This is a genomic window from Luteibacter sp. P4_D7_3, from assembly GCF_056401735.1.
In genome coordinates, this window is record NZ_JBFUIT010000362.1 from 1 (window position 1) to 3679 (window position 3679).

Sequence of the window (3679 nt, forward strand, 5' to 3'; positions counted from 1 at the left end):
CAGCTACGGTGTATCGCTGGATACCACCGACAAGCGCAGCGTGCCGCTGACATTCGCCGTGGCGCAGACCGAAGATCAGTTCGAGCGGCAGGTGGCCACCTACCGGCGTACGCAGTTCCTGTGGCTGGCCATGCTCGGCATGATGCTCATGCTGCTGCAGCTGTTCCTGTTGCGCTGGAGCCTGCTGCCGCTGCGTCGTGTGTCGAGTGACCTGGCACACATCGAACGTGGCACGCGGGACCACCTCGATGGACCGTACCCGGTCGAGCTCACCGTACTGACGCGTCGCCTCAACGCCTTCATCGACAGCGAGCGCGAACAGCGGTCTCGCTATCGGGACACGCTTGCGGATCTCGCGCATAGCCTGAAGACACCGCTCGCCGTGGTGCGCTCGCAACTGGAAACCGATGGCGACGCGCGCAGCCTGCGCGGCGACATCCTCGACCAGGTGCGAAAAATGGACGAGATCGTCGCATACCAGCTGTCGCGCGCGGCCACGTCAGGGCGTCGCACGATCGCCGCGGAAGAGCCCATCGCGGGTCACGCGGAGGATCTGGTGCAAAGCCTGGAGAAGGTCTACGCCGCCAAGAATGTCCTGTGCGAATTCGAGATCGACGATGGCGCCGCTTTTCCGGGCGAGCAAGGCGACTTGCTCGAGCTGATGGGAAACCTGGTCGAGAACGCCTTTAAATGGGCGTCGCATCGTGTCCTGCTTACCGCGCGCAGTAGCGGCAAGGGGAAGGGTCGTAGCGGTCTCGAGCTGATCGTCGAAGACGACGGCCCTGGCATCGCGGACGACAAGATCGAGAAGATCCTGCAGCGCGGCGTGCGCGGCGACGAGCGCGTTCAGGGCCACGGTATCGGCCTGTCGATCGTGCAGGACATCGTCAAGGCATACCAGGGCGAGCTGCACGTCGACCGCTCCGAAGAACTCGGCGGCGCCCGTTTCAGTGTTCGTCTTCCGCCGGGTTGACCACGGCCGATCCCGTTGCGGCGGGTCAACTGGCCGGTGACGGTCCGTAAAAAGCGGCTAACAGGCGCGCTACGTCAGGTGCGGCTTCGCGAAGGAGAGCCGGCTGCGAGAAATGCAGCTCGCTGGTGACCGCGAAATACTCTTCCGGCGCTTCGGCGGCGTAAGGATCGATCGCTGTCTTGCGGCCGCGGCCGACCTGCTTCGAGAGGGTGTCGAAGCCACGTTGCATCGTCTGGATCCACTCACGGCGATTGATCGACGACGGTAGCGGCGGGACACCGTTCGCGGGTCCGGCAAGCATGTCGAGTTTGTGCGCCATCTCGTGGATGACCACGTTGAAGCCATCCCATGGCGCGTCGATGTCCAGCGCCACGTCGGCAAGCGACAACACCATGGGCCCGCGTTCCCAGGCCTCGCCGATCAGGGTGTCGTCACGGTCGGTGACCACGCCGGTGGGCGCGTCGTAGTGATTGCGGCGCACGTTGAACTCGCCGGGATACACGAGCACGTTGGTCCAGCCTTTGAACGCTTTGGGGCCCTGTGGCAGGGCGGGAAGGCTTGCCTGCATGGCGATGACCAGGCGCCAGAAGTCGTCCAGCGCCGCGTCGCCCAGGGCGTGGAAGCGCTTGGTATGCAGGAAGCCGGCGGCGAGCTGGCGTAGATAGTGTGTGCGGGGTTCGTCGAGTGCGCGGACGAGGGGGAGTCGGGAGACCGCCTGCCGCCAGAGCGTGTCGTCAATCGGGGGTACCGGCGCGCGAAACCGCGCTAGTAACGACTGGACAAAGCTCATTAGTGACGACCAGACGGACTCAGAGCATCGAGCCGGGGAGCATCGACTGCCAGCTGGGCGAGGGCGAGCGCATCGGCGCAGCACCGTCGTGCGGACCTTCGTCGGGGTCGACAGGGGAGGGCACGGGCGCGGGATTATTGCTGCGCTGGGGCGCGTTGCCCGAGCGATTGGACATGGCGTCGGCCGAACTGGAGTCGCGACTGCCCGACGACGAACGCGCGCTGTTGCTCTCGAACGACGACGAGACCCCACCGCCCAGCGAGAGCAGGCTACCGGTCAGGTCGATGTCGGAAGCGGCGGCGGTGCCGGTGGCACCGACGAGGCACAGACATCCGAAGATGTAGGGTCTGGCGTTCATCGGTAAACCCTGAAAAACCTCCGGACATGCCGGGGGACGACCGATCCTCTCAGAAATTTCACAGAGCTGCCAGTGCTGGAGGTCCATCAAAGGGACTTTGCCGTCCAATACGGGCGAAATTCTCGCTACTGCCCTAGAATCGCCGAATGTCCTGGTTTTCCCCACCCCCGACAGCGGCCGCCTGACGGCCCGACGGCTACCCATGCTCGCACGCGATCTTCTCGAAGCCCTTGCTGGAGGCGATGCCGTGTCCGGCGCCACTCTTGCCAGGACGGCTGGCGTCACGCGCGCGGCGGTCTGGAAACAGATCGAGGCGCTGCGCCTGAAAGGCGTCCCCGTCGAGGCCAAGGTCGGTGGCGGTTACCGCTTGCCATGGCCGACCGAACTGCTCGACGCGCCGCGTATTCGCGGCGGCCTTTCGCCCGCGGCGTTGGCCGATGTCGGCATGATCGAAGTGCACTGGGATATCGACTCGACGTCGAGCGAGCTGGCGCGCCGCATTCCCGTGCTGGACGACCTCTCGTTCGTCATGGCCGAGACGCAGTCGGCAGGACGTGGCCGGCGAGGGCGCACGTGGCTCTCGCCGCCGGGAATGAACCTTTATCTGTCCGTCCTGAAACGCTTCGATGCGGGCTTTGCATCGCTGTCGGGCCTCTCGCTTGCCGTGGGCGTCATGCTCATCCGCGCGCTGGACGAGCTGGGCATCCGGACCGCCGGGCTCAAATGGCCCAACGACGTCCTGGCCGGTAACGCCAAGCTGGCCGGCATCCTCGTGGAGTTGTCCGGTGAATACTCGGGCCCGTGTGCGGCGATCATCGGTGTGGGCCTCAACATCCGTCTGCCGGATTCCCTCCACGAGCGCGCGGACCAGCCCATCACCGACCTGGCCTCGCTGAGCGGCGGTCAGCCGCCGGGGCGCAATCGCGTGGCGGCGGCCGTGGTCGCCTCGCTGAGCGAGGGCCTCCGCAGTTTCGAGCGCCACGGTTTCGCGGCATTTGCCACGGAATACGGCGCGAACGATCTTCTGCAGGGACAGCCGTTGCGCGTGATCGATCCGCGCGGCGAGTACAACGCCATGGGCGAGGGTGTCGATGAGCGCGGTGCCTTGCGCGTGCGTCGCGCCACTGGCGAGCTGGTGATCGTCGATAGCGCGGAAATTTCAGTCCGACGGAGTGCCGCATGATCCTGCTCCTGGACCTTGGCAACACCCGTCTCAAATTCGCCATGCTCGACGGCGATAGTTTCATCCATCGCGGTGCCTTCGGCTGGGACGCGGRCATCGCCCACGAACTRGCAACGCTGTGGGCCGCATGGCCCCGACCGACGCGCATCGTCGGCGCGTCCGTCGTCGACACCGCGCGGGAGACGGCGGTTGCCGTGGCCGCCGGCAACGCGTTCGGCCTTGAACCTGTGTGGGTCCGGACACCCGCACGGGCCTGCGGTGTCACCAATGCCTATGCCGAGCCGCACCGTCTTGGTGTCGATCGTTTCCTCGCCATGGTCGACGCGCATGCCGCCGGGCGCGCTCCGTGCGTGCTGGCCAGTGTCGGTACGGCGT

At 66.0% G+C, this 3679-nt stretch carries 5 protein-coding genes; 3 read left to right on the top strand and 2 right to left on the bottom strand.

Features of this window, described 5'->3' with window-relative positions; translation table 11 throughout:
* Window positions 1–973: ATP-binding protein (locus AC1DSN_RS19840; RefSeq protein WP_477332408.1), on the top strand; the 973-nt coding region annotated here is incomplete at its 5' end.
* Between the two features lie 25 nt (window positions 974–998).
* On the opposite strand, the gene AC1DSN_RS19845 is transcribed toward AC1DSN_RS19840, so the two are convergent.
* Window positions 999–1763: a M90 family metallopeptidase gene (locus AC1DSN_RS19845; RefSeq protein ID WP_063572489.1), complete on the bottom strand. Its 765-nt coding sequence runs from the start codon at window positions 1761–1763 to the stop codon at window positions 999–1001.
* A gap of 19 nt (window positions 1764–1782) precedes the next feature.
* Window positions 1783–2121 (bottom strand): hypothetical protein, encoded by a 339-nt coding sequence (locus AC1DSN_RS19850; RefSeq protein ID WP_063572488.1) that lies wholly within the window; start codon window positions 2119–2121, stop codon window positions 1783–1785.
* 202 nt (window positions 2122–2323) lie between these two features.
* Here AC1DSN_RS19850 and AC1DSN_RS19855 point away from each other — a divergent pair, with 202 nt between their 5' ends.
* Window positions 2324–3304: a biotin--[acetyl-CoA-carboxylase] ligase gene (locus tag AC1DSN_RS19855; RefSeq protein WP_477296493.1), complete on the top strand. Its 981-nt coding sequence runs from the start codon at window positions 2324–2326 to the stop codon at window positions 3302–3304.
* Window positions 3301–3679: type III pantothenate kinase (locus AC1DSN_RS19860; RefSeq protein WP_477332410.1), on the top strand; the 379-nt coding region annotated here is incomplete at its 3' end. The genes AC1DSN_RS19855 and AC1DSN_RS19860, both read left to right, overlap by 4 nt.